This window comes from Curtobacterium sp. MCSS17_016, assembly GCF_003234255.2.
Taxonomy (GTDB): domain Bacteria; phylum Actinomycetota; class Actinomycetes; order Actinomycetales; family Microbacteriaceae; genus Curtobacterium; species Curtobacterium flaccumfaciens.
Window position 1 is genome coordinate 216889 of the sequence record NZ_CP126254.1, and the last position, 22939, is coordinate 239827.

19 protein-coding genes and 2 pseudogenes are annotated in these 22939 nt (G+C 66.7%); 13 read left to right on the top strand and 8 right to left on the bottom strand.

Annotated elements, in window-relative coordinates; all coding sequences use genetic code 11:
- Position 1 precedes the first annotated feature (1 nt).
- Together glpX and DEJ19_RS01085 are read left to right on the top strand one after the other, a co-directional pair.
- On the top strand, positions 2–988 hold the full coding sequence (gene glpX / locus DEJ19_RS01080; protein ID WP_284176579.1) for a class II fructose-bisphosphatase: 987 nt from the start codon (positions 2–4) through the stop codon (positions 986–988).
- A 159-nt stretch (positions 989–1147) separates the two neighbouring features.
- The gene (locus DEJ19_RS01085) at positions 1148–2131 is read left to right on the top strand and encodes a TerC family protein (RefSeq protein ID WP_284176580.1); all 984 of its coding nucleotides are present in this window, start codon (positions 1148–1150) and stop codon (positions 2129–2131) included.
- Positions 2132–2206: 75 nt separating this feature from the next.
- Here DEJ19_RS01085 and DEJ19_RS01090 read toward each other — a convergent pair whose 3' ends face one another.
- A complete protein-coding gene (locus tag DEJ19_RS01090) occupies positions 2207–2758 on the bottom strand; it encodes a TetR/AcrR family transcriptional regulator (RefSeq protein ID WP_181441528.1) in 552 nt (183 codons plus the stop codon).
- Between DEJ19_RS01090 and DEJ19_RS01095 the strand changes: the two genes are divergently transcribed.
- From DEJ19_RS01095 to DEJ19_RS01110, 4 genes are all read left to right on the top strand, one after another.
- The gene (locus DEJ19_RS01095) at positions 2757–4487 is read left to right on the top strand and encodes an MFS transporter (RefSeq protein ID WP_258377398.1); all 1731 of its coding nucleotides are present in this window, start codon (positions 2757–2759) and stop codon (positions 4485–4487) included. The two genes, DEJ19_RS01090 and DEJ19_RS01095, sit on opposite strands and share 2 nt — an antisense overlap.
- Positions 4488–4509: 22 nt before the next feature.
- On the top strand, positions 4510–5676 hold the full coding sequence (locus tag DEJ19_RS01100) for an FAD-dependent oxidoreductase (RefSeq protein WP_110894242.1): 1167 nt from the start codon (positions 4510–4512) through the stop codon (positions 5674–5676).
- Positions 5677–5710: 34 nt separating this feature from the next.
- Positions 5711–7093 (top strand): flavin monoamine oxidase family protein, encoded by a 1383-nt coding sequence (locus DEJ19_RS01105; protein ID WP_110894244.1) that lies wholly within the window; start codon positions 5711–5713, stop codon positions 7091–7093.
- 79 nt (positions 7094–7172) lie between these two features.
- A complete protein-coding gene (locus DEJ19_RS01110; RefSeq protein WP_110894247.1) occupies positions 7173–8324 on the top strand; it encodes an AI-2E family transporter in 1152 nt (383 codons plus the stop codon).
- 35 nt (positions 8325–8359) lie between these two features.
- Here the strand turns inward: DEJ19_RS01110 and DEJ19_RS01115 are convergent, their stop codons facing one another.
- Positions 8360–9007 (bottom strand): DUF1345 domain-containing protein, encoded by a 648-nt coding sequence (locus tag DEJ19_RS01115; protein WP_181421159.1) that lies wholly within the window; start codon positions 9005–9007, stop codon positions 8360–8362.
- Between the two features lie 84 nt (positions 9008–9091).
- Between DEJ19_RS01115 and DEJ19_RS01120 the strand changes: the two are divergent.
- The 3 genes and pseudogenes from DEJ19_RS01120 (at position 9092) to DEJ19_RS01130 (ending at position 11935) form a co-directional block, all read left to right on the top strand.
- A pseudogene (locus DEJ19_RS01120) lies at positions 9092–9882 on the top strand (ABC transporter permease).
- A gap of 160 nt (positions 9883–10042) precedes the next feature.
- Positions 10043–10948 carry an ABC transporter permease gene (locus tag DEJ19_RS01125; RefSeq protein ID WP_110894251.1) on the top strand — a complete coding sequence of 302 codons (906 nt, stop codon included), beginning with the start codon at positions 10043–10045 and terminating at the stop codon, positions 10946–10948.
- 453 nt (positions 10949–11401) lie between these two features.
- Positions 11402–11935 (top strand): hypothetical protein, encoded by a 534-nt coding sequence (locus tag DEJ19_RS01130; RefSeq protein ID WP_258366793.1) that lies wholly within the window; start codon positions 11402–11404, stop codon positions 11933–11935.
- Positions 11936–12258: 323 nt separating this feature from the next.
- Here the strand turns inward: DEJ19_RS01130 and DEJ19_RS01135 are convergent, their stop codons facing one another.
- Positions 12259–12618 (bottom strand): MerR family transcriptional regulator, encoded by a 360-nt coding sequence (locus DEJ19_RS01135; RefSeq protein WP_110894255.1) that lies wholly within the window; start codon positions 12616–12618, stop codon positions 12259–12261.
- A 172-nt stretch (positions 12619–12790) separates the two neighbouring features.
- The gene (locus tag DEJ19_RS01140) at positions 12791–13906 is read right to left on the bottom strand and encodes an FUSC family protein (RefSeq protein WP_181421160.1); all 1116 of its coding nucleotides are present in this window, start codon (positions 13904–13906) and stop codon (positions 12791–12793) included.
- A gap of 60 nt (positions 13907–13966) precedes the next feature.
- Here DEJ19_RS01140 and DEJ19_RS01145 point away from each other — a divergent pair, with 60 nt between their 5' ends.
- The gene (locus DEJ19_RS01145; protein ID WP_110894259.1) at positions 13967–14458 is read left to right on the top strand and encodes a MarR family winged helix-turn-helix transcriptional regulator; all 492 of its coding nucleotides are present in this window, start codon (positions 13967–13969) and stop codon (positions 14456–14458) included.
- Positions 14459–15191: 733 nt separating this feature from the next.
- Here the strand turns inward: DEJ19_RS01145 and DEJ19_RS01150 are convergent.
- The 3 genes and pseudogenes from DEJ19_RS01150 to DEJ19_RS01160 all read right to left on the bottom strand — a co-directional run bounded on the left by DEJ19_RS01150 (position 15192) and on the right by DEJ19_RS01160 (position 19081).
- Positions 15192–15728 carry an NAD-binding protein gene (locus DEJ19_RS01150; protein WP_220035313.1) on the bottom strand — a complete coding sequence of 179 codons (537 nt, stop codon included), beginning with the start codon at positions 15726–15728 and terminating at the stop codon, positions 15192–15194.
- Between the two features lie 1588 nt (positions 15729–17316).
- A pseudogene (locus DEJ19_RS01155) lies at positions 17317–18394 on the bottom strand (IS30 family transposase); the annotation flags it as partial.
- A gap of 159 nt (positions 18395–18553) precedes the next feature.
- A complete protein-coding gene (locus DEJ19_RS01160; RefSeq protein ID WP_110894266.1) occupies positions 18554–19081 on the bottom strand; it encodes a CGNR zinc finger domain-containing protein in 528 nt (175 codons plus the stop codon).
- A 64-nt stretch (positions 19082–19145) separates the two neighbouring features.
- Between DEJ19_RS01160 and DEJ19_RS01165 the strand changes: the two genes are divergently transcribed.
- From DEJ19_RS01165 to DEJ19_RS01175, 3 genes are all read left to right on the top strand, one after another.
- Positions 19146–20429 carry an MFS transporter gene (locus DEJ19_RS01165; RefSeq protein WP_110894268.1) on the top strand — a complete coding sequence of 428 codons (1284 nt, stop codon included), beginning with the start codon at positions 19146–19148 and terminating at the stop codon, positions 20427–20429.
- Between the two features lie 53 nt (positions 20430–20482).
- Positions 20483–20737, top strand: a complete 255-nt coding sequence (locus DEJ19_RS01170) for a hypothetical protein (protein ID WP_110894270.1) — start codon at positions 20483–20485, stop codon at positions 20735–20737.
- A 566-nt stretch (positions 20738–21303) separates the two neighbouring features.
- Positions 21304–21816, top strand: coding sequence for a hypothetical protein (locus DEJ19_RS01175; RefSeq protein WP_146239711.1), 513 nt, complete (start codon positions 21304–21306; stop codon positions 21814–21816).
- Positions 21817–22406: 590 nt separating this feature from the next.
- Here the strand turns inward: DEJ19_RS01175 and DEJ19_RS01180 are convergent.
- Positions 22407–22793 carry a helix-turn-helix domain-containing protein gene (locus DEJ19_RS01180; protein ID WP_110894272.1) on the bottom strand — a complete coding sequence of 129 codons (387 nt, stop codon included), beginning with the start codon at positions 22791–22793 and terminating at the stop codon, positions 22407–22409.
- Between the last annotated feature and the right edge of the window lie 146 nt (positions 22794–22939).

Sequence of the window (22939 nt, forward strand, 5' to 3'; positions counted from 1 at the left end):
GATGCTCTCCATGGAAGCCGGCTCCCTGTTCCTCCAGCCCGACCGCAACCTCGCGCTCGAGCTCGTGCGTGCGACGGAGGCCGCCGCGATCCGTGCGCAGCCGTGGGTCGGGCGTGGTGAGAAGAACCTCGCCGACGGCGCCGCGGTCGACGCGATGCGCAAGTTCCTCGGCACGGTGAACTTCGACGGTGTCGTCGTCATCGGTGAGGGCGAGAAGGACAACGCCCCGATGCTCTACAACGGCGAGCACGTCGGCAACGGTCACGGTCCGGCCTGCGACATCGCGGTCGACCCGATCGACGGCACCTCGCTCACCGCCGCCGGCCGCCAGAACGCCATCTCCGTCATGGCCGTCTCGGACCGCGGCTCGATGTACGACCCGTCTGCCGTGTTCTACATGGACAAGATCGCCGCCGGCCCCGAGGGTCGCGGTGTCCTGGACCTCGAGAAGCCGATCGGTGACAACATCCGCGCGCTGGCGAAGGCGAAGGGCAAGGACCTCGAGGACATGGTCGTCGCCGTGCTCGACCGTCCGCGCCACGACGAGCTGATCCGCGCCATCCGCGCGACCGGTGCCGGCACGCGACTGCTGCTCGACGGTGACGTCGCCGGTGGCATCGCCGCCGCCCTGCCCGGCTCGACGATCGACATGTGCGTCGGGGTCGGCGGCACTCCCGAGGGCATCATCACGGCGTGCGCGATCAAGGCGCTCGGCGGCGTGATCCTCGGCAAGCTCCAGCCGAAGGACGACGAGGAGCGCGAGCGCGCCATCGCCGCCGGCCACGACCTGGACAAGGTCCTCGACCAGGACGACCTGGTCACCGGCGACAACACGTTCTTCGTCGCCACCGGAGTCACCGACGGCGTCCTGGTCGACGGCGTGCGTCGTTCCCGCGGCGTCATCCACACGGACTCGCTCGTGCTCCGCTCGCGCTCGAACACGATCCGCCGCATCCAGGCGGACCACCGTGCGGAGAAGTGGTTGTAGGCCGCAATAGCTGCCGAACAGGATCGGCAGCCTTTTGGCGGTCGCGTCAGTCCGGTGATCCTCAGACAGGGATTCCACCGTCGACAGGACCGGCGGCGAGATCCTGCAACGAGCACCTTCTGCGCTCACCCGTTCCAGTTTCAGTAAGGAAGGCTCCGCATGCCCGAGCTCCCCGTCGTGTTCGAAGTCGGCTCGATGATCGCCCTGGTCGCGATCCTGCTCGCCGACCTGCTCATCGTCGCGCGTCGCCCGCACGTGCCGACGCTGCGCGAATCCGGCGTCTGGGTGGGCATCTACGTCGGGCTGGCGCTGATCTTCGCGGTGCTCATGCTGGTCTTCGCCGGTGGCGACTCCGCCGGGCAGTTCCTGGCGGGCTGGCTGACCGAGTACAGCCTGAGCATCGACAACCTGTTCGTGTTCGTCATCATCATGGCGCGCTTCTCGGTGCCGAAGAAGATCCAACAAGAGGTGCTGCTGCTCGGCATCATCATCGCGCTCGTGCTCCGCGGGATCTTCATCCTGGTCGGCGCGCAGCTCATCGAGAACTTCTCGTGGATCTTCTACATCTTCGGCGCCTGGCTGATCTGGACGGCGATCCAGCAGCTCCGCGGCGAGGACGAGGACGAGCAGAAGGACACCTTCATCGTCCGGCTGCTGCGCCGCCGGGTCCGTCTCACCGACACGTACGACGGCATGAAGTTCCGCACCCACCACGACGGTGTCCGGCACTTCACGCCGCTGCTCATCGTGCTCATCGCGATCGGTACCACCGACCTGCTGTTCGCGCTCGACTCGATCCCGGCGATCTTCGGCATCACCGAGAGCCCCTTCATCGTGTTCACCGCGAACGTCTTCGCGCTGATGGGCCTGCGCCAGCTCTACTTCCTGCTGGGCGGACTGCTCGAGCGTCTGGTCTACCTGAAGTACGGCATCGCCGTGATCCTGGCCTTCATCGGCGTGAAGCTCGTGCTGCACGCGCTGCACGACAACGAGCTGCCGTTCCTGAACGGCGGCCACCACATCGAGTGGGCGCCGGAGATCAACACGTGGGTGTCCCTGCTGGTGATCGTCGCCGCGATGGCCGTGTCGACGCTGGCGAGCCTCATCCGGATGCGAAGCGAGCGTGTGAGTGCAGACGCGTAGGGCGACGGTATGGCGAAATGAACCTCCTGCTTCCCCTCAGCGCGAGTGAGATGCGCGCCTAGCTGGTGCTCTTTGTCAAGGCGACACTGGAGCAGGCGTCGGCGCCGGTCCTCCCCAAATGCTCTCGGGGAAGTCATCAAGTCCACCGTTGTCGGCGAGGTGCAGGAGCAAGGCGCGAGCGTGTTCTGCTGCCGCTGGTGGTTCATCGCCGTACGCGACGGCTGCGGCGAGTCCTTCTGCAGCGCGCCGGACCACGAGGATCCGGTCTGGGGACAGTCCGTCGGCTGCGAGGTTTTCGTTCCACCAGCGCGTGTCGGCGGTCGTGATCTCGCTGACCTTTGGGATCTGGTAGATCCCCGCCCATGACGGTGCAGCCGTGAAGTACTGCAGCGTCGCTTCGGCTCCAGAGGTCATTGCTCGGACGTAAGCGCGCAGGAGCTTGCCGGGACGGTTCTCGGTGAGGTCGAGATGCTGGAGAACGCTGTCGCGGAGTTGTTGCTGAGCGTCATCGACGAGCGCCACGATCAGGGCTTCCCGATTCGGGAAATGGTGCAGCAGGCCGCCCTTCGAGACGCCGGCGTGCTTGGCGATGTAGTCGAGGGAGACGCCCGTCCCGCGATCGGCCATGGCTTCTGCCGCCGCTGCGAGCACCGCTGCTCGGGTGCGCTCGGAGTTGCGCGTCGATCGCTCCGGCGACTGGTCGTGCTCCGGCATGGCCTGCTCCTCGGCGTCGGGGAAGTTCCTCATCCATCTGATCAGGAAAGGGGCAAAAGCTGCTCATCTCCTGCCAACAGTCTACATGCGTTCTACAGCCGACCATTTGGTCGGTACGGTGGTCCTCGTGACTTCAACGACTTCCGCTCCGGTGACCGCGCGCAGCTGGGCTGCGCTTGGGATCCTGACCCTGGCCGTGCTCTTGCTCGCGATCGACGGCACCGTGCTCGCACTGGCGGTGCCGGCCTTGTCCGCGGATCTGAACCCGACTGCGACGCAGCTGCTCTGGATCGGCGACATCTATTCGTTCGCGCTGGCCGGGCTGCTGGTCACGATGGGCAACCTCGCCGATCGCATCGGCCGGAAGCGGCTGCTGCTGATCGGCTCGCTCGGTTTCGGGCTGTCGTCGCTGCTCGCCGCGTTCGCCACGAGCCCGGAGATGCTGATCGCCGCCCGCGCGATCCTTGGTATCAGCGGCGCAACGATCATGCCGTCGACCCTCGCGCTGGTGCGCAACATCTTCACCGACCCGGCACAGCGCACCCGCGCGATTGCCGTGTGGGCGGCCGGGGCGACGGCGGGCGCGGCGGTTGGCCCGATTGTGGGTGGCGCGCTGCTGGAGCACTTCCACTGGGGCAGTGTGTTCCTGATCAACGTGCCGATCATGGTGCTGGTTCTGATCGGTGGCGTGTTCTTGCTGCCGGAGTCGCGGGATCCCCGCGGCGCACGCGTCGACCTCCTGTCAGCGCTGTCGTCGTTCGTTGCGATCGTCGCGATCGTCTATGCCATCAAGCACGTCTTCGCGGAGGGGTTCGACTGGAGCGTCGCCGTCGCGGTGCTGGTGGGGGTCGCTGCCGGATGGTGGTTCCTGCGCCGTCAGCACCGACTGACCCGGCCCCTGATCGACGTGTCCCTGTTCCGGTCGCCGGCGTTCAGCGGCGCGGTGATGGCGAACACGGTGTCGATCTTCGCGTTCGTCGGGCTGCTGTTCTTCTTCTCGCAGTACCTCCAGCTGGTTCGGGGACTGAACCCCTTGCAGGCGGGGCTGTCGGAGCTGTCGGCGACCGTCGCGTCGATCATCGTGATCGGACTGGCCGGGTTCATGGTCGGCAAGCTCGGCCGAGGCCGCGCCATCAGCGTCGGTCTGGGGCTCGGCGCGGTCGGGCTCGGCGTCCTCGCTTTCGCGGAGGGACTCGACGGGCTGGCCGGGATCATCATCGGCTTCGCGATCGTCGGATTCGGTGCGGGGCTGGCGATGACGCTCACCACGGACGCCGTGGTCGGCGCCGCCCCGCGGGACCGTGCCGGCGCGGCATCCTCGATCGCCGAGACGGCGTACGAGCTCGGAGCGGCCCTGGGCATCGCCGTTCTCGGGTCGGTGCAGCTCGCGTTCTACCGCGCCCACCTCCCCACGATCAGCAACCCGGACATCGAGCAGTCGATGCGGGAGTCCCTCGCGACGGGCCTGACGCAGCTGGACCGCACGGCGCCAGATGTCGCCGCCGTCATCGAACAGGCCAAACACGCCTTCACCGTCGGCATGCAGTGGACGTCCGTGATCGCCGCGGTACTGCTCATCGTCGCCGCGGTGATCGCATGGCGGTCGATCCCGTCCCGCGCCGAGACCCCCGTCGAGCACTGAGCGACCAAGAAAGGCACTTCCCATGAAGATCCTCGTTGTCGGAGCCGGCATCGCTGGCAGCGGTGTCGCGCTCATGCTCACCCACGACGGACACGACGTCCGCGTCGTCGACGCCATCACCGAGCCCTACCGAGGCGGGTACCAGATCCTGTTCGACCGGACCGCCATGCGCATGGTGCAGCGCATCGGCGTCCTGCCGGAGATCGAAGCGCTCAGCACGCCGACCGCGACGATCACCGTCACCCGCAAGGGCAAGGACCTCGCTCGGATGCGCACGGATGGGTACCGGTCCGCACGCCGTGGTGACCTGGTCGCGACGATCGCTCGCCACGCGGAACGTCGGGTGCCGTTCCAGTACGGCGTCGAGCTCGTCGGCATCGAGCACACCTTCACCGGCGTCGTCGCCCGCTTCGCGGACGGCAGTGCTGAGGCGTTCGACCTGATCATCGGTGCCGACGGCCTGAACTCCACGGTGCGACGACTCGCGGTCGAAGACGGACGGTCGGCGATCTATGAGAACGGACGCCACCACCTTTGGGTGAACGTGCCCGGACGGATGGCCGGCACGACCGAAGCGGCAATCCTGCTCGGGGACCGTGCCGGCGCGCAGGTGTTCCCGTACACGGACCACGACGAGACGCTCGTGCTGACCTCGATCAACCTCGGCCGCGGCCGGCAGCACGGATCCGACCTCCTCCCGGTCGCAGCCGAGCTGCTCGCCACCGCCAGCGACCGGTTCGCCCCGTTCGTCGACCAGGTGCGCACGGCCTCACCTGACCGGATCCGCGTCACGAAGTTCGCACAGGTCCGTGCGCCGCGGTGGCACGCGAGGAACGTCGTCCTGATCGGCGATGCCGCGCACTGCATCGACCCGCTCTCCGGCGCCGGCGCGCACGGGGGCCTGGTCGGCGGAGCGATCTTCGCGGACGAGCTCCGCCGCACTCCCGACAACATCGCTGCAGCAGCGCTGCGGTACCGGCGGCGGCTGCTGCCGTTCGTCCGGTCCGCGCAGCTGCTGACAGCGGGTGTGGTCGAACGCGCGACTGCCGGGAACCTCCGGCAGCGGCTCACCGCTGACTGCTCCCTAATCGGCGCCGCCCTCGCGGTCCGCCGCGCTGACGTGCCTCGCCGCACCTTCACCGCGGCCGCCCGCGCCGCTTCCCTCCCGGTGCCCGCACCCGCGAACTGACCCCGGCCCATCGCCGCGAAGAACGGAGAACACCATGACCACCGTTGCTCGATCCGTCGACGTCGTGATCGTCGGCGCTGGCCTCGCCGGCTTGTCCGCCGCTGACCGACTCACCCACGACGGCTACAAGGTCCTCGTCCTCGAGGGCCGCGACCGCGTCGGCGGCCGCATCCACACCACCTCCGTCGCCGGTGTCCCCGTCGACGCCGGCGCGACCTGGGTCGCACCGGACCACACGGCCATGCATGAGCTGATCGACCGGCTCGGCGGCCGCACCGTCCCGCAGTTCCACGACGGCAAGGGGCTGATCTCTTTCCGTGGTCGCCGACGGGCCGAGAGCGCGCTGGCGCTCGCGCCGTGGGTGGTCCTCGACCTCACCCGGATCATGGGAGCGCTGCAGAAGATCGTCGACCAGCTGCCGGCCGAGGACGCACACACGCACCCGCGCGCGGCGGAGTACGACGCGCTCTCGCTCGGGGCGTGGCTGACGCGGAAGCGTGCACTGCAGGACACCCGGAAGTTCATCGACATGATCAGCAAGGTGCACTGGGGTGCCCCTGCCGGCGACATCTCCCTGTTCAACGCGTTGCGGTACATCAAGACCCTCGGCGGTCTCGAGCACATGATGGCTGTCGAGGGCGGAGATCAACAGGACCGCATCTTCGGCACCGTGCACACCCTCGTCGCCCGGTTCGCTGACACGCTCAGCCCCCGCGTCATCGTGAACGCACCCGTGCACCGGATCACGACGCACGGCGATACGGTCACCGTCGACGCCGAGGGTGTGACCGTTGACGCTCGCTACGTCATCGTCGCCACCGCGCCGACGCATCGGGCAGCGATCACGTTCGAACCGGCCCTGCCCGAACAGCATCGGGGCTTGTCACGCACCTGGCGGCTCGGCGCTCTCAGCAAAGCGTTCGTCGCCTACGACCGTCCGTTCTGGCGCGACCGGGGACTCTCCGGTGAGGGCGTCTCCGACGACGACACCGTGTTCCTCACCTTCGACGTCAGCCCCGGAGCGGACGGCCCCGGCATCCTCATGGTGTTTTGCGACCCCCGCGGCTTCGACGCGTACGACCGCGACGAACGATCCAAGCGGGTCCTCGCCCACTTGGTGCACCTGTACGGGTCCGAGGCGCTGAAACTGATCGACTACCAGGACTTCTCCTGGGGCAACGACACCTTCGCCCCCGGCGGACCGAACCCCGCCGTCGCACCGAAGGCATGGACCACGTTCGGACGGTTCCTCCGGGAACCGGTGGGACGCGTGCACTGGGCCGGCACCGAGACCGCCGACGAGACCTCCGGAACCATGAACGGCGCCATCCTCTCCGGCCACCGAGCCGCCACCGACGTCGCGCAGCTGCTGGCCGCCACCACGCAGCCGGTGACGCCCACCCCGTTAGCACGCTGACCGACGCGATCGTGGGTGCAGGTCCAAATGGGCCTGCACCCACCTTCCCGCATCCGACCACTGAACAGAGAAACCGGCCATGAACACCACCCCTCGGACCGCTGAGTCGAGCACGACGCTGCCCGCACCGATCAGCCTCGCTGCCGCATGGTCGAAGGCGTTCCTCCTCATCGCGATCGCCGTCGCGGTAATCCTCGTCGTCGTCGTGCAACTCCGGATTATCGTCATCCCGGTCCTGGTCGCACTGATCTTGTCGGCGCTGCTGGTGCCGTTCTGCACCTGGCTGCAACGGCACCGGTGGCCGAAGTGGGCCGCAGTCGCAGTCAGCGAAGTCGGCGTCGTCGGCGCCGCCGGAGGGCTCGCCGCGTTGGTGGTCTGGCAGCTCCGAGCCGGCTTGCCAGCCCTCCGAACCGCGGTCGTGCACCAGCTCGACCAGGTCTCCGCGTGGCTGCACGAGCCGCCCATCTCCCTCACGGACGCAGACATCACCGGAGCGTTGACCAGCGCCGTCAACGCCCTTCAGGACAACGCGCAGTCCCTCGTCACCGGCGCCCTCAACGCCGGAAGTGTCGTCGGGACCTTGCTCGCCGGCGTACTGCTGGTGCTCTTCACCACACTGTTCGTCCTCATCGATGGCCGCGGCATCTTCGAATGGACGGTTCGCCTCTTCCCCCGCCGCGCCCGTGAAGCCGCGCGAGGTGCCGGGCGCGCCGGATGGGCGACGCTCACCGCGTTCGCCCGTGTTCAGATCCTCGTCGCCCTCGTCGACGCGATCGGCATCGGTCTCGGCGCTTTCATCATCGGTCTGTTCTTCGATGGGTTCCCGTTCCTGGTGCCGATCGTCATCGCAGTGTTCCTCGGCTCGTTCGTCCCCATCGTCGGCGCGATCGCCAGCGGCGTACTGGCCGTGGTCGTCGCGCTGGTGTTCCTCGGGCCCGTGCCGGCCGTGATCATGCTCGCCGTCGTGCTCATCGTGCAGCAGGTCGAAGGTCACGTCCTGCAGCCGCTGATCATGGGTGCCGCTGTCAACGTTCACCCCCTCGCGGTCGTCCTCGCCGTCGCAGCTGGCGGGTTCCTCGCAGGGATCCCGGGAACTCTGTTCGCGGTGCCGCTCGTCGCCGTCGCCAACACGATCGCACACCACCTCGCTCGGGCACCGTGGCGTCCGAGAACGTCCGCGATCCGACCGGAGGATCTCACCTCGAGCCTGTCCAAGCCGCCGGCCACGTAGCCGTAGCTCGTCCGAGGGATCGACCCGCTCCGCGGTCAGTTGCGGATGACCTGCTGCAGCACCTGGAACGCCACCGCGACGACGAGCGCGTTGTAGAAGAAGCTCAAGATGCTGTGCAGCATCACCACCCGTCGGACACCGAGGCTCTCCACCTGCGCGTCCGAGGTCGCGAACGCGGTCCCGATGGTGAAGGAGAAGTAGAGATAGTCGATCAGAACAGGTTGCCGCTTACCAGGGAATCGCACACCACGGCGGCGGCCGCCCCCGTCGGCCGCCCAATAGGTGTGTGCGAACCCGACCTGGAGCAACGTCCACGACAACACGACGCCAATCGACGCGGTGATCGCGAACAGCAACGCGCCGCCGCCATCCGCTTGAGCCACCAACGCCACGACTGCCGAGTACGCACCGGTCACGCTCGCCACCAGTGGCAGCAGCCACGACCACCGCTCAACCTCCCGAAGCGCGCTCTTGCTCTCGTCGACCTGATGCCCGGGCCAGGTAGCGACGAGACCGCCCAGGAGGTACACCAACGTGACGGCCTCCCACACCACCAGCGTCCAGAACTCCCCGACGAACAGGTACGCAACGCTACTGAGCAGAATCGCCGTCTCAGTGACCCCGACAAGCGTTCGCCGTGCCCGTGAGAAGCCCCGCGATCGGGGTCGGGTGCTTTGCGTCATCGTGTCCTCTCGTACGCGTCGGCGCCGTCCTCGACGACCGATCACGTCTCGGTCAAGCATCCCCGAGACGTCGTGAGAGAACGCATGGATGACCCGCGACCGGCGCGTCGTGCCGGGCATCGATACCGTCACGCGCTCTGGCTTCTGACCATCCGCGACCTCCGCGTGCGGTACTCCACATCAGCGCTCGGGTACCTCTGGTCGATCCTTGATCCGCTGGTGATGTCGGGAATCTATTGGTTCGTGTTCACCCAGGTGCTCCACCGAGGGCCGGTCGGCGAAACGCCATACATCGTCTTCCTGCTCACGGCGCTGCTGCCGTGGATGTGGTTCACCGGCGGCGTATCGGACTCCACACGCGCGTTCATCGCGGAAGCGAAGCTGATCCGCTCGACGACGATCCCGCGAACCATCTGGATCGCGCGAATCAACGCGTCGAAGGGCATCGAGTTCCTACTGAGCATCCCGGTGCTCGCTGTCTTCGCAGTCGCCGCTGGAGCGCACCTCCACTGGCAGGCCACGCTGTGGCCGCTCGCGATCGTGCTGCAAGCCGTTCTGGTCTACGGCATCGGACTCATCGTGGCACCGCTCGTTGTCTTCCACCGTGATCTGGAACGCGCCGTGAAGCTGGTCCTCCGATTCGCGTTCTACGCGTCCCCGATCGTCTACGCGACCAACGCGCTCCCCCGGCCCTCCACGAGATCGCGGCGCTCAACCCCCTCACCGGGATCATCGGCATCTACCGATCCGCGTTCTTCCCCACGCAGCTCGACGCATTCGCGGTCACCGTGTCGGTCATCGTGACGGTCGTAGTGCTCGTGCTCGGCCGCCTCGTCTTCCGCCGCAGCGAACACCGCGTCCTCAAAGAACTGTGACCGTCGCATGACCACGACCGTGCCTCACATCAGCTGGCCCACCACCTGGCCCAGCGCTCAGCACACGTGCTGAGGCTTCGGCAAGCTCAGCACGTCAGCGCTCAGCGTGGATCGTCTCCTGCCTCGTACCGTCCATCGACACCTACCGACAAGGAACCCGATGACTGATCACGCCCGCATGGCAGAACTCGCCAAGGAGCCGCTCGTCGTTGTCGGCGCCCGCAGCAGCGCATTCCGGGGGACTGGCCGAGAACTGCGCGCCATCCTCCGCCAACGCGAGATGCTCGGCATGCTCATCCGCCGCGACCTCAAGGCCCGGTACAAGGACTCAGCACTCGGGTTCGTGTGGACGCTGGTGCGCCCGCTCACACAGCTGCTCATCTACTACTTCGTGATGGGCAAGATCCTCGGCTCAGCACGCTCGATCGACAACTTCGCCATCTACGTCTTCACCGGCCTGACCGCGTACACGCTCTTCAGCGAAGTAGTCGCCGGCTCAACCGGGTCGATCGTCGGCAACAGCGGACTCATCAAGAAGGTCTACGTGCCACGCGAGGTGTTCCCACTCGCAAGCATCGGCGCAGCACTCGTGAACTTCCTGATCCAGTTCGCGATCCTGATCGCAGCGACCGTCGCTCTCCAGGTCTTCCCGTGGCACCAAGGGCTGATCTTCCTCGTCCCGTCCCTGCTCGTGATCCTCGTCTACAGCACAGCGATCGGACTCGTACTCGCCGCGCTCAACGTCTACCTCCGAGACGTGCAGTTCATCATCGACGTCGGGCTGATGGTGCTCCTCTGGGCGTCCCCCATCGTGTACTCGTACTCGATGGTGCTGCAGCGGCTGAAGATCGACTGGCTCTTAGCCATCTACACAAACAATCCCTTGACGCTGTCGATCCTCGGACTGCAACGCGCGATCTGGGGCCACGGCGCCGCCACAGAACCCGCCTGGCCTGCGGAACACCTCGTCAGACTCGGTATCGCGTTCCTGATCGGATGCCTGCTCCTTATCGCAGCGCAACGGGTGTTCTCGCGACTGCAGGGCAACTTCGCGCAAGAGCTCTGAAAGCAGCGTTTGAGGGCTCGAATATGCCCACCGCGTCCGGATGACCACCCCTACTGAGGCCGCGATCCACTTTGGCGAGCAGCTCGTGACGCGGCCAGCGCGCCTGTGCCGAGAGCGGCCAGCGTGCAGGTGAGGCAAAGCCCAAGCAGCACGACGTAGAACGCAGGCGCCAGCGAGGGCCCGGCGCCGTCGTTCACGAGCTGACAGCACGAGACTGGGAGTATGCGCCCCCGACTGTCGTTCACTGTCCTCGCCGTGCTCTGCACCGGATTGCTCGTCGGATGTTCCTCCGTGGAGGGACTCGCGCGGAGTGCCGCTCAGCAGCACGGCGGGACGGTTGGCGCGCTGCCGTGCCCAACCGATCCACCGACCGCAACCGAGTCGTCCTCGTCGCCCACCCCGCGACCGACACCGACCCTGGACCCGACGGTCGCCCGGGAAGTCCGCGACGCGTTGCGGGCAGTCCGCCGACTCCCTGGCGTCGAGCGCGCGGACGAGACCACCACGAACACGCCGAGCACCGCAGCCGACCCGATCTGCCCGGCGCGCCTCGTCACCACAAACCACTTCGCCACTACGGTCACGGTCACGACCTCACCGCAGGCCACCCCGGAGCAGGCCGGAGCCGTTCCCGCGACGATGTCCGAGCACCTGGCATGGACCGGCGTGGACCTGCAGCTGACCGTTCCCGCCGGGGCGGGACACGTCGCGAGCACCGTCGAGTACGACGGCACCTTCGACCAGCGGATCCCCGAGGCTACGTCGACATCAGTCGCGCAGGGGCTCGCGACCCTCGCCGTCACCCCGCACGTCGTCGGGCTCGAAGCCGTCATCCCGACGACGATGCGTGTCGAGTACGGCTCGCTGACCATCGGCGTCGACACCGACGACGAAGCCACCCTCGACGCCGTCCGCGACGTCATCGATGGCACCGCCTTCGCTCACACCACACTCCACGGCTCCTTCGGGAACGGCGCGAAGCCCTGACAAGAGGCCCTGTCAGGGCCAGGTGCACGGCGATCAGCAACGACACGATCAAGCGGGAGGCGCACTTCTGCTGGAACCCAGGCTCTCAACAGACAGGACGAGCACTTGTCCAACTGCTCCGGTTAGGCAGTCCCGATGGCTGGTGGTTCCACCGAGCGCTGCTGGCAGCTGGGCTTCGCCCGGCAGCGATTGTTCACCGGGACCGGGACCGGGACCGGGACCGGGACACCACAAGGGACCCGCGCCGGGCGAGCAATATCTGTGTGCGGGGGCCGTCCGTGTCGCCGAAATCGCGACGCTTGGTGTCGAGGAGAGGCAGCGGCTCAGTGCCGACGCAGAATGTTGAGGAACTCGACTGCCCAGTCCAGGTTGCGGGCGAGCTTGGCCCCGCGATTCTCGGTGTCGGCAATATACCTGTCGAGTTCGGCTTGCAGGCAGCCCCGGTCGGCCTCGTCCGCCGTCGCGAGTCCGTCGACGATTCCGAGCAGTTCGGCTATCTGCTCCAGGGAGTAGCCCAGTGGCTTCATCCGGCGGATCGCGAGCAGCCGTTGCAGGTCGCTATCGCTGTAGAGGCGGAACCCGCCCTCGGTGCGCCCGGTGGGGTGCAGGAGTCCGACGTCGTCGTAGTGGCGGATGGTGCGGCTGGACAGGCCGGTGCGCTCGGCGAGTTCACCGATGTGCATCGTTGACTCGGGCACCAGCTACTACTGGGTGGCTTGACGACGGTCGCCGAGGACGGGCTCGCCATTGCTGCGAACGCGTCCGGCAGTCGATCGTGTCGGAGCGAACCTCGGGCGAAGCGTGGAGGCGCGCCCCCTGTGGGCAGGACGCGCACAGGACCGCGGTGGCGTTCGGTCAGCTCGACGAGGCCGACGGCGGCCGCCGGAGTTGCTCGTCGTGCCGGTGACTCGAGGCTCGCAGCGGATGTCGAACGGGGTGCGACGCGAGGATGAGTGCGATCGACACGGCGACGCCGAGCAGCGTCTCCGCGGTGCGAGTGAAAAGCAGCGGCAGGAGAGCGGGGGTGCCGCTGACGAACGCGATGCCGATCGTGACCGGCGTCAGGAACAGCAACGCGATCGAGTAGTTGCGGGCGACGAACAGCTCGGTGCCGACTGTGAGTGCGACGAGGATCAACGCGATCAGCGGGCGGGGCGGCGCGAACCAGAAGACGGCGCCGGCGACGACAACGCCGGCGATCGTACCGACGACGCGGTGCCCGGCGCGCAGGAGCTGGCCGGATGTCGTCGTTCCGACGATCGGAACGATGGCGGCGACCATTGCCCAGTACGGGCGGTCAAACCCCAGCAGCAGCGCGGCACCTCCCGCCGAGGCGCATGCGACGAGGCACATCGCCGCATGGGTGCCGGAGAGCAGCCACCGTCTCGGATGGGCGGCGAGCCCGGCTGTCGGGGCAGCGAGCCCAACCGCACTCGAGCGCTCGAATGCCGCCCAGAGCGCCGACACGACCAGCGTCCATGCTGCAGAGGCCCCCGCCACCATTGCGGCGGACAGGGGCAGCGCGGCCTGGTGCGGCAGTGATGCGCACGCTCCGAAGCTGAACACGAAGAACAGGTTCCCGGGCGGAGACCACCCCATGGCGTCCGCCAGCAGCGCGCTGGCACCGGCAACCACCGCCGTCCACACCACAATCTCGAACGGCATCGGACTGGACGCTGCAAGCGCCGTCGCCACGACGATGAGACCGACCTGCACAATGGCCACGAGCACCTGCGTGTGCAGCCGAGCCCATGGGGAGGCGCGCCTGGCGAACACCGCAACGACCGCGCCGAGGATCGCAAAAGGTGCCAACGTCACCTCGCCGAGCAACTCAAGTGCCACCACCGGGACGACGGCGGAAAGGCCCAACCGCAGCGCTGGATGGTGCGCGGCGGCGTGCGGATGCAGGTGCAGCAGCTCGCGCGGTGAGGGCAGCGCCTCGCCGAATCGCAGCCGGGAATCTCGGATCACGCGTTCCTCCATTACTTCGCCAGCGAACCATATCCTTCCCTAGTGAAGTACATTGCTTCAATGAGCGACGGGATCGACGACCTTCGGCGACAGTGGGCGCAGATCGCGCCCGAACTGGACACCAGCAGCGTCGACATCGTCGGGCGGATCCTGCGACTGGCGCAGATCCTGCACGCGCGCATGGACGCCGCCCTGCTCGAACTCGGCCTGACGCGCGGCGAATTCGACATCCTCTCCCTCCTGCTCCGCAGCGGACGAGCGCTCACCGCCTCCGATCTCGCGACCGGCCTGCACACTTCGCCAGCGGGGACGACGAAACGGATCAAGAAGCTCGTCGCGAACGGCTTCGCCACTCGCCAGAGCCACCCGGCCGATGCCCGCTCCGTGCTCGTCGCGCCGACGCCCGCGACGTCGGCGGTCGTTCACACCGCGGTCCAGACGCTGTTCCGCGTCGAGTCAGATTTCCTCCACGCGCTACCGCAGCCCCAGCGGGCCGGCCTAGTGGACGCACTCCGCCAGCTTCTCGTCCACGCCGAGCAGACCCAGCGGTGATCGGTGCGCCGCTCGCATTGGCGCAGCCCATGACCGATGCCCCGCTGCGTCGGCCGATCCGGTCGCCACGTCTCCCGGCGGCCGGACGAACCGCTGCAAGCGCGGCTCCGCACGGGTGCTCTACTGTCCGGTTGAGGATCGGTGTACGGGTGCTCTACTGTCCGGTTGAGGATCGGCGTACGGGACTCGATCACGGCCAATCTTGGCCCGGTGTCGCCGCCGCGCCCCACCGTGGACGGCTACTCCGACTCCTACCGACGACTTGGGCAGTACCCGCGAATGAGGGGCATCGCCCTGACACAAACCGACCGACGCTCGGCATTGCACACTTTGTCAGCACAATCAACCCATGTCTATTTGCTGCGGTGTGTGTTCCACTGACGGGGTCGTCGTGCGGATCAGGCATGACGAACGCCGGGTGGCCTGGAGGAAGCTCTCGAGGTAGGTAGCAAACAGGACGACGGCGCCTCGTGGTCGGATCAGAAAACCACGAGGCGCCGCCGGGCTAAACAACACGTGTCGAACAGGCGTGGTTGGTTCGGAGCGCTCCAGCGAACTGTTGGGTCGCCTTCTGCTGACATTTCGGTCTTGCGGCGGGTCGGGAGAATGGGTGATGCTGCTTCCGAAGGCCATCTGCTGGACCCTGTTACCAGTGGCACTTTCGCGGGGAGTGTCGGTCTTTTCCGGGTGCCGCTGCCGTGGCCCGAACCGGCAGCGGCACCCGAACCCATGGTCAGCGGCGCAGCTGGCGGCCGGCGCGCTCTTCCAGGAGTCGGACGCCAAGGAGCTCACCCAGTGCGGGGCCGTACTGGTCGAGCGCGGCGTGGTGGTGCCGTGCCGACGCCTCGAGCATCGGCGCATCCACTCCGGCCATGTCTTGCAGTCTGCGGATTGTGCTCAGTTCTTCGACGACGCGGTCGATGCTGAACGACGGCAGGTAGTCGCCATCGGGCAGCTGGTCCGCGTGCTCGTCGAGGAAGCGGCTCCCGCCCGCGCTCGCCTGCAAGAAACCGTGCAGGGCTTCGACATTCAGCCCGAGCTTCTGCCCGATGAGCAACGCTTCAGCAGCGGCGAGGGCGTTGGTGAACCACAGCCCGTTCGCAAGCAGCTTCACAATCTGACCGTCCTCGGCCCGCTGGCCAATACGACGGACACCGCCCGGCGCAGCGAGGACATTTAGGACCGGGACCGCACGGTCGACGGCATCGTCCGGTCCGCTGACGAAGAACGTCGGCCCGCTCGCCCCGGTCTCTGCGACGGAGCCGCCCATCGCCGCCGACACCGCCGCAACACCGCGGCGCTCCGACGCACTCCGTCCGCGCACCATTGATCCCGAACCCGCACAAGCACCACGGGTGGCGCGGCCCGAGCTCTCGGCTCAGCAACCCGTCAGACCACCGCGCCGCTTGTTCGGTTAGCTGATCGTCCTCCGAGTCAACGAGCATGCCGGGTCCCAGACGTTGCTCCGAGACGAGTAGTAGGGACGTCAGGTGGCGTCAGCCCATGGAGAGATAGAGCCTGCCAGAGGGCTACGGCATGTCCGAACGGCAGTGAGCGCACCGACACCAGCCTGTTTCAGCTCGTCCAACGGCAACGGCAACGGCAACGGCAACGGCAACGGACGGCTGGTCCGCCAGTTTCCCGGTGGACCAGCCTGAGCTCCCGGAAGAGGTGCCCGGGACGAGGCTATCGGCTTTCGGTACAGCACATCGGTCTGCGTTGCCGGAGTCGGTGATGGTCTCCGGCTCGACGTCGGAGCGGTGGGCTCAGCCAGGTCGACAGGACAGCTTGTTCGCACATCGTGGGCGCGTACCTTGAGAGACGTCATCAGCTCGCGGGTCGTCTGCGAAGACGCCTACAGGAAGCCGCATTCATGGTTCGACCGCAGCGCATCGTGTGGCAGGAGGGGCCCGGTACCGACTGGACAGCGCACGCCGACGGTGTCATCGTCGGCAGCGTCCAGCACCACGACCAGTACGAGCTCCACACGAACGACGACCAGGTCCACGGTTCGCACAGCACCCTCGGCAACGCGCAAGCACAGCTCAGTGCCTGGTACTCCTGGGTCGCCGCGCAGCAGGCCCGACCAGCACGCAAGGCTCTGACGCGAGGCGAGCGTTGCCGATCGCGTGACCCGAACACGGACCGGCAACGCCCGTCCCGCAGCCTGATACGCCACGGGTTCCCGTACCGTACCCAGGGTCGCGCTGGACGGGCAGTCAGCAGAGTGAGCGCCTGCGCAGGCGGACCAGCCGGACCAGCCGGACCAGCCGGACCAGCCGGACCAGCCGGACCAGCCGGACCAGCCCGCCGCACGCTCACATCGCACTCACACTGCTAGAGCCGCCGATGGCGGGAGAACCTCCGGCACGGAATACAACACCTGTCGACGATGGTTCACAGTGAGGCGGGGCGGCTGGTTACCGCCCAAGCGAAAGCGTCCTAAGTCCCTGATCCTCGGACGCACGCGGCTGCCCGCTCTCACCCCAACGAGAGCGGGCAGCTCCCCTCTCGTAGTTGCGGTCGCCCTCGATCATCGGGTGCTCAGACTGACGTGTGCGGTTCACGACGGCTTACGTCCCCAGCGACGACGATCCCGAAGTCGCTGGCGTTGAAGCGCCCGATCCTGACGAAGGAGATACCCGATTCCGCGGTCGCTCCGGGGTCGCGTCCGCTTCGCCCCTGGCCCGTTATCCGCATGACGTGGGACGGGTTGAACCGGGTTGTAGCGCATCGTGGATTCCCGGCATGATCGCTGCCGAGCCGCGCGATCCGCAGGACCGGATCGCCCAGGAGCCGTACTGGCTCGACGACGGCGGTTTACTAGGGGCCGTTGCAACGGTTGGTTGTTTCGGGTCCGAGAGTAGCTGCTCGAATCCTTCTGCCGGGGTCCGGTGGCCGAGCGTTTTGCGGGGTCGTCCGTTGAGTTCCGTGGCAACTTCGAGGAGCCGTTCCGGGCTGTGGACGCTGAGGTCGGTGGACTTCGGGAAGTGCTGCCGGAGCAGGCCGTTGGTGTTCTCGTTCGAGCCGCGCTGCCACGGCTTGTGCGGGTCGCAGAAGTAGATCGCGAGGTCCGTGGCGAGAGTGATTTGTGCCGGGCAAGCTCTGTGCCCTGATCCAACGTCAACGACCGACGGAGATGCACGGGCAGGGTCTGGATCGTGGGGATCATCGCGTCCCGGACCGCGTCGGCGCTGTGCCCGTTGGGCAGGTGCAGCAGCATCACGTACCTGGTCGTGCGTTCGACGAGGGTGCCGATCGCGCTCCTAGCGTTGGTCCCGACGATCAGGTCCCCTTCCCAGTGGCGGGCACGGCCCGATCGTCGGCCTCGGCGGGGCGTTCACTGATTAGGACCATGTCCCGGATCTTCGACCACGACGCCCGCCGAGGCTCACCCCGGTGTCGGCGGATCGCGCGTCCGGTGCGGAGGTGTTTGTGCAGGTCAGCGCTCAGGTGACCGCGACCCTGGACGAACAGGGACTGGTAGATCGTCTCGTGCGACACGTGCATCTCCGGCCGGTTCGGGAACGTCCTGGTCAGGTCATCACGGATCTGCTCCGGGGACCAGATCCGCACCAACCGCAGCTCGACCTGCAGGGCGAGCTCGACCCGGTCCAGCTCCCGCGGCTTCGGGCGCCGCGCTCGGACCTGGCACCGCTTCTCCGCCGCGTACGGCCGGTAATCGCCGTTGCGGGAGCTGTTCCGGGCCAGCTCTCGACTGATCGTTGATGGCGCCCGCCCGAGTTCTGCTGCGATCTGGCGGATACCGACGCCAGCCAGGCGCAGGTCAGCGATCCGGAGCCGTTCTTCCTCGCTCAAGTACCGGCCAGAACGAGCTGCTCGCTCGAACGGGTTCTTCCTGCGAGCAGCTTTGAACCATCGGTATCCCTGACGTGGATGCACCCCGACAGCATCGCAAGCAGCGGGCCTGCTCATGCCCTGTCCGAGTAGCTCCCAGAATCGTGCCTCACGGGCACGCTGCTCCAGCCTCGATCCCATCTGCAACACTCCGATTCACGGTGGTGTTGCAACGACCAGCTGAACCCAAGATCTCGGCTATCGGACGAGTAAGGAGGGGTCGTCCGCTGCTCGCCGTCAGCGCCGTCGTCGGTCCCGGTACCGGTGGACCGCGTCGAGGTTGCCGCAGCGTGCCGTGCAGTAGGTGCGGCGCCCGTTCTTGCTGGTGTCCGCGTACACTTGTTGGCATCCCTCGCGAGCGCACTCGCCGAGCCGGTGGTTGCCCGCTTCGACGACGAAGACCGCGAGTCCTCCGGCTGTCATCGCGGTGACGCGTCCGACCAGGTCGCCGTCAGGGCTGGCGAAGTGCAGGTGCATCGGGAGTCCGTCGTGCTCGGCGACCTGGACGGTCTGGACGCTCTCGGTGAGCAGTTCGTTGATCAACGCGACCCGGGCGACCTCGTTCGTCTTTGCGAACACTGCGCGCAGGCGGCCGGCGAGCCGGGTCAGGCCGGCAGCAGAGGCGCTGTCGGCGACCGCCCCTCGGACGAAGGCGTCGCGGAGGACGGGCGCGAGACCGTCCACGGTCCAGCCGTCTCCCGGCGTGCGGTTCGCCAGGTCCTGCGCGAGCCGGACGCCGACCAGGGTGTCATGGTTGAAAGGCACCGAGTCATGACAGCACACTGTCGACGTCGACACACAGTCCACCGATGAGAACTCTGGAGCGGTCATGGAGACCATTGCGCAGGGCGCCACACCCAACGAGCGCGAGTCGATCAGGGCTGCTGCGCAGCGTCGTACCCTCATCGCGGTCATCGCGACGCAGGTGCTCGGTGGTGCGGGACTCGCTGCCGGCGTCACGGTCGGCGCGCTGCTCGCCGAGGACATGCTCGGCAGCGATGCCGTCGCCGGTCTCCCTGCCGCGGTGTTGACCTTCGGATCCGCGGTGACAGCGTTCGTCGTCGGTCGCGCCAGCAACCGGTACGGTCGCCGCCCGGGCCTAAGCGCTGGTTTCCTCGCCGGGGGTGTCGGCTCGATCGGCGTCGTCCTCGCCGCGCGGATCGACAGTCCGGCGCTGCTCTTCGCGGCACTCCTGGTGTACGGCGCGGGTACCGCGACGAACCTGCAGGCCCGGTACGCCGGAACCGACCTCGCACCCAAGCACCGGCGTGCAACCGCGGCGAGCGTGGCGATGGTATCGACAACACTCGGCGCGGTCGTCGGCCCGAACCTCGTCGAGCCAATGGGCCGCCTCGCCATCTCGTGGAACGTCCCCGCACTGGCCGGGCCGTTCATCCTCGCCGCCGCGGCCTACCTCGCCGCGGGCACGGTGCTGCACCTCCTGCTGCGACCCGATCCGCTGCTGCTCGCGCGTCAGCTCGACGTCACCGACCCCGCAACCGTACGCGACGCGACCACACCGGCCGTCCGCCGGGTCAGCCGCGGCGTCGTGGCCGGAGCACTGACGATGGTGGTCGCCCAGATCGTGATGACCGGCATCATGACGATGACGCCCGTCCACATGCAAATGCACCACCACGCCCTGTCAGCGGTCGGTGTCGTGATCGGCGTGCACATCACGGCGATGTATTTGCCGTCCCTCGTCGCCGGAGCCCTCGTGGACCGCGTCGGCACCACCGTCATAGCCGTTGCCTCGGGCACGGCGCTCCTGCTTGCGGGAGTGTCCGCAGCGACCCTCGGTGACTCCGTCGCGGCGTCACTGACCGCGTTGATCCTGCTCGGCTTGGGCTGGAACTTCGGCATCATCGCCGGCACCGCGATGATCGTCGACGCGACCGAACCGGGCGAGTGTGCCCGGGTCCAGGGCAGCGTCGACGTCCTCATCGCACTGGCCGGTGCCAGCGGCGGTGCGCTGTCCGGAGTGGTGATGGCCGCGACCACATACAGCAATCTTGCCTTCGCCGGAGCCGTCCTGGCCCTGCTGTCGCTGCCGGCGATCGGCATCTTGCGACGGCCGTTAGGGACAAGATCTCCATCTCTGCCATCTCGGTAGCCGATCGGCTAGCGGACACCGCTCGAGCCAGACTCCCGAGTACCGTGGGCGCCGTGACGGATCGCTGGATAGACGGGGTGCCCGATGCTCCGGCCGGTATCTTCGGCGCTTGGTTTAACGCTCTCCTGGGGGCGCTTGTCGTGGGTGCGCCAACCATCGCATTCAACACTGGTGAAGCCCCGGCGAGTGTTCTGTTCGCCACCGCAGCCCTGGGGCTCTTCGAGTTTCTGGAAGTCGTCTTCGTCTACAATCTCTATCAGCGAATCGCCGGTCGACGCGCGTTTCGCGCAGAGCGCGACGACGATTGAGAGTCAGATCCCGGGCGTTCACCCGTCCGTATGCCGATCGTCTACCGAACAAGGTCTTGCCCGGCGTCATTATTCGCCACGATCTCCCTCGGCATCCCGTCTAGCACTGCGCTCGATGGCTTCGTCCGCCCCGCGATTCATGCCTGCTGGTTGCGCAAGGCCCATCGCAGTGGCGCACGCTGCAGCACCAGCAGCGAAGAGGCATCCTGGAGCAGCTTCGCTCTGTGTCGTTGTCCCCGCGACGCTTCGTGTCGTGATCGAGTCCCGTGCGGCGACCGGTACTGCCTCCGCACCAGGACTGATCTGGAAGCTGCCTCGGCCAGCCGATGGCCGGCGGTCGCGGCGATGGGGCGCCGCCTGATCGGCGCCCGCAACGCCATGGACTGGTGCCAGATCAAGCTGGCGTAACTCGTGTCTGAGTATCCATTAAGGCCGAGCTGGAACTACCGGGCCTGATCTGGCGTTTGGCGTCCCGCCCCGTTCGGGGGTCGGGTACAAGCACTCAGCTTCCTCATACGCTGCGCAAGCTGACAGCAACCCGTGCTGTCAATCACGTAGGGGGTCTCGTGCGCACACTGCTGTACGCTCCGCGCACGAGGAGGCGCAGCATCGCTGCTGCCACACTCGGCGCGCTCGCACTTGTCGGATCACTGCTCGTCGCCACACCGGCGCAGGCGCTCGTTTTCGAGACTCGCGTCGGAAAGTTGCCTACCGCAAAGGTGACAGACCGGATTGACTATCGCTGGCGCGTCTATGCAAATAAGGTGAAGAGTCCAATCACTTACCGAACTACTTACGGCAAGAACGGTGGCTATTTCACGGGAATTACATACAAGAGTGTTATTTATACCGTGACGGGTTACGAGAGTAAGACTAAAGCTGGGGCAACCACAACGCGTGCGACACGACTCAATCATTCTTGGGAATCTGCGGTGAAAAGCACCACACGCCTCAATGGAAAGCGGTTGCAGTACTCGACGCAGTTCAATTTCAAGCATGGGTCAAAGTCGTCTTCCCAGAGCAACTACTCGGATCAAGCTCAGTGTGATACGAGCAAATACAATAACTGCAAGTTCTGATGAGCGAACTTTATGAGCGCGTTTACAATGGACTTGCCTCTCTTGGGGAAATGACAACCATTGCTCGCAGCGGGACGTTGGTGGAGCGCATTGCCGTTGCCGACTCAGAACAGCTGACGGACGATCTGGCAGTAAGACCCCTCCGGATGTCCTCGTGGCTCTGGCTCAAAGGAGTGACCAGCTGCTTCGCTTCGCGAACAGAAATCCAAATGCACCTGTGTCGCTACAACTCCAGTTGTCAATCAGTGACGCTCCCCCTTACTCACTTGAGAATTTTTTCGAAAGGTTGAATGCTGACAGCAGTGAGCGGGAAAAGGTTCGGGACGCGCAAGTGGATAAGGCGCAGATGAACAGAACTCTTGGCGACGTTTGGTCAGCCACGCGCCCCGCGGAGGGTTAGGAGCATGGCCGGAGGCGGAGCCGGCCGTCTTCCGCACCGGAGGGGGGGCAGCCCCTGACTCTCTTGTTCCGACGAGGCGTCTCGCCACCCTACGGTTGTGAGACGTCTCGTCGGCGTTGCGCTCGCGTGCGTGTGATCAGCCGTGGTTCGTGTCGCTGATTCTGCGGCGCTTGATGTAGGGGGTAGCTGCTCAGTGCTGACGCAGGATGGTGAGGAACTCGTCTGCCCAGTCGAGGTTGCGGGCGAGCTTGGCTCGACGGTCCTCGGTGTCCGCGACGTACGCGTCCAGCTCGGCTTGAAGACGTTCACGTTCGGCACCGTCGGCGGAAGCGAGCCCGTCGATGATTCCGAGCAGTTCGGCCATCTGCTCGAGCGAGTAGCCGAGGGGTTTCATGCGGCGAATCACGAGGAGCCGTTGCAGGTCGTCGTCGGTGTAGAGCCGGAACCCACCCTCGGTGCGGCCGGTGGGGTGCAGCAGTCCGACGTCGTCGTAGTGGCGGACAGTGCGAGTGGACAGGCCGGTTCGCTCGGCGAGTTCACCGATGTGCATCGTCGACGCGCTCACCGCTTCCGTCATTGCACGTCCTCTCCACGGCGCTGTTCCTGTTCAACCGATCGTATCGGTGGCCACGATCAGTTCTCCTGGCACCTGATCGCCCCAACCTTTCCGTTTCGGTAGGGTTCGCGTGTCTGAGTGAAAGTGAGCGTCCGATCACGTCCTCC

What these genes read in the sequence shown, in the direction of transcription:
- glpX (WP_284176579.1), top strand. Translation starts at nt 2, where the DNA reads ATGCTCTCCATGGAAGCCGGCTCCCTGTTCCTCCAGCCCGACCGCAAC.
- DEJ19_RS01180 (WP_110894272.1), bottom strand. Translation starts at nt 22,793, where the DNA reads ATGACGGAAGCGGTGAGCGCGTCGACGATGCACATCGGTGAACTCGCC.
- DEJ19_RS01135 (WP_110894255.1), bottom strand. Translation starts at nt 12,618, where the DNA reads ATGCACATCGGTGAACTCGCCGAGCGCACCGGCCTGTCCAGCCGCACC.
- DEJ19_RS01105 (WP_110894244.1), top strand. Translation starts at nt 5,711, where the DNA reads ATGACCACCGTTGCTCGATCCGTCGACGTCGTGATCGTCGGCGCTGGC.
- DEJ19_RS01165 (WP_110894268.1), top strand. Translation starts at nt 19,146, where the DNA reads ATGGAGACCATTGCGCAGGGCGCCACACCCAACGAGCGCGAGTCGATC.
- DEJ19_RS01115 (WP_181421159.1), bottom strand. Translation starts at nt 9,007, where the DNA reads ATGACGCAAAGCACCCGACCCCGATCGCGGGGCTTCTCACGGGCACGG.
- DEJ19_RS01150 (WP_220035313.1), bottom strand. Translation starts at nt 15,728, where the DNA reads ATGGGCGGCTCCGTCGCAGAGACCGGGGCGAGCGGGCCGACGTTCTTC.
- DEJ19_RS01090 (WP_181441528.1), bottom strand. Translation starts at nt 2,758, where the DNA reads ATGGCCGATCGCGGGACGGGCGTCTCCCTCGACTACATCGCCAAGCAC.
- DEJ19_RS01110 (WP_110894247.1), top strand. Translation starts at nt 7,173, where the DNA reads ATGAACACCACCCCTCGGACCGCTGAGTCGAGCACGACGCTGCCCGCA.
- DEJ19_RS01085 (WP_284176580.1), top strand. Translation starts at nt 1,148, where the DNA reads ATGCCCGAGCTCCCCGTCGTGTTCGAAGTCGGCTCGATGATCGCCCTG.
- DEJ19_RS01100 (WP_110894242.1), top strand. Translation starts at nt 4,510, where the DNA reads ATGAAGATCCTCGTTGTCGGAGCCGGCATCGCTGGCAGCGGTGTCGCG.
- DEJ19_RS01125 (WP_110894251.1), top strand. Translation starts at nt 10,043, where the DNA reads ATGACTGATCACGCCCGCATGGCAGAACTCGCCAAGGAGCCGCTCGTC.
- DEJ19_RS01095 (WP_258377398.1), top strand. Translation starts at nt 2,757, where the DNA reads ATGGCTTCTGCCGCCGCTGCGAGCACCGCTGCTCGGGTGCGCTCGGAG.
- DEJ19_RS01145 (WP_110894259.1), top strand. Translation starts at nt 13,967, where the DNA reads ATGAGCGACGGGATCGACGACCTTCGGCGACAGTGGGCGCAGATCGCG.